The following is a 1,283-nucleotide window of genomic DNA, read 5'->3' as shown; positions in this document are numbered from 1 at the left end:
GTGGTCACCTTCCACCGCCTGGACGACAGCAAGACCAAGGTCATGCTGCAGCTGGACTACGACCCCGAGGGCTTCGCGGAGAACGTCGGCGACAAGCTCGGCTTCGTCAAGCGGCAGGTCACCGGTGACCTCAAGCGGTTCAAGGAGTACATCGAGGAGCGCGGCCGCGAGACCGGCTCCTGGCGCGGCGAGGTCTGAGCCCGGGCGGCCCGGCCGGGGTGACGACGCCCCGGCCGGAGCCGGATTCAGCGGCAGCCAGCCTTCCTGTGTAGAAGCGGGCAGGCGGGTAGAAGAGCCGCCATGAACATGGCAGATGAGCCGGTGTCCGAGGCTGGCGTACAGGAGTTGATCGGGCTGCTGGTGCACGTCATCGAGGCGGCCGGTGCGCTGATCATCTTCACCGGTGCCGTCTGGGCGTTCGCCCGGTTCGCCGCCACCGGCCTCCGCAGGCGTTCCCTGATCGGGGAGTTCAACAAGATCCGCCTCAGTCTGGGACGTTTTCTCGTCCTGGGGCTGGAGTTCCAGCTGGCGGGTGACGTCCTGCGGACAGCGGTCGCGCCGAGCTTCACCGAGATCGGCCAGCTGGCCGCCATCGCGGCCATCCGCACGATCCTGAACTTCTTCCTGACGCGCGAGATCGCCCAGGAACGTGCCGAACTCGAACACGAACGTGAACGTGAACGCGAAGAAGACCAGCATGTGCCGCCGGGGCAGGCCGCACCACCCGCCCCGCCCGGAGACCGGCCTCTCACGTGTCTGACGCAGCCGTGAGGGGAAGGCGCCCCATGGGGAACGGGGTGGTCGCCAGTGCCTGACAAGGATGGAACGCGCAACCGCGTACGGAAGGCCGTGAAGGAGCGGATCGCCTACTTCCGGCGGGCCGTACGCGGCTCCGGCAGCGAGCGGGACCAGCTGATCCTCGGGATCAAGTCCGTGGTCGCGGCCATGGCGGCCTGGGTGATCGCCCGCTATCTGCTGCCGCCGACCGTCTCCACGTTCGCGCCGTTCACCGCGCTCGTCGCGCTCCAAGCCACCGTTTACCGCTCCCTGCGCGACTGCGTCCAGTACTTGGTGGCGATGGCGGCGGGCGCCGCGCTCGCCGCCTCCTTGGCCGCTGTCGCGGGCATCCACGGGTGGACCTTCGGCCTCCTCACGCTGCTCGCGCTGTGCGTGGGGAAGATCGAACGGTTCGGCCAGCAAGGCATCCAGGTCGCCATCGTCGGCTTCTTCGCCTTCTCCTCGGGCCAGGGCCGCATCGACTACATCGGCCACCTGGCCGGATC

General features: G+C 68.5%; 2 protein-coding genes and 1 pseudogene. All 3 read left to right on the top strand.

The window, feature by feature from the left end:
• Positions 1-198, top strand: a pseudogene (locus ABZ873_RS34155) (cyclase); the annotation flags it as partial.
• Between the two features lie 108 nt (positions 199-306).
• Entirely contained in the window at positions 307-771 is a 465-nt protein-coding gene (locus ABZ873_RS34150) for a DUF1622 domain-containing protein (protein ID WP_360880770.1), read from the top strand.
• 36 nt (positions 772-807) lie between these two features.
• Positions 808-1,283, top strand: a 476-nt coding sequence (locus ABZ873_RS34145) for an aromatic acid exporter family protein (protein ID WP_360880767.1), incomplete at its 3' end; no start/stop codon positions are given.

The sequence above is a fragment of the Streptomyces sp. NPDC047014 genome (genome assembly GCF_040644195.1).
Taxonomy (GTDB): domain Bacteria; phylum Actinomycetota; class Actinomycetes; order Streptomycetales; family Streptomycetaceae; genus Streptomyces.
Note: the sequence above shows the minus strand (reverse complement) of the source record. Positions and strands in the feature narration are given on the sequence as shown.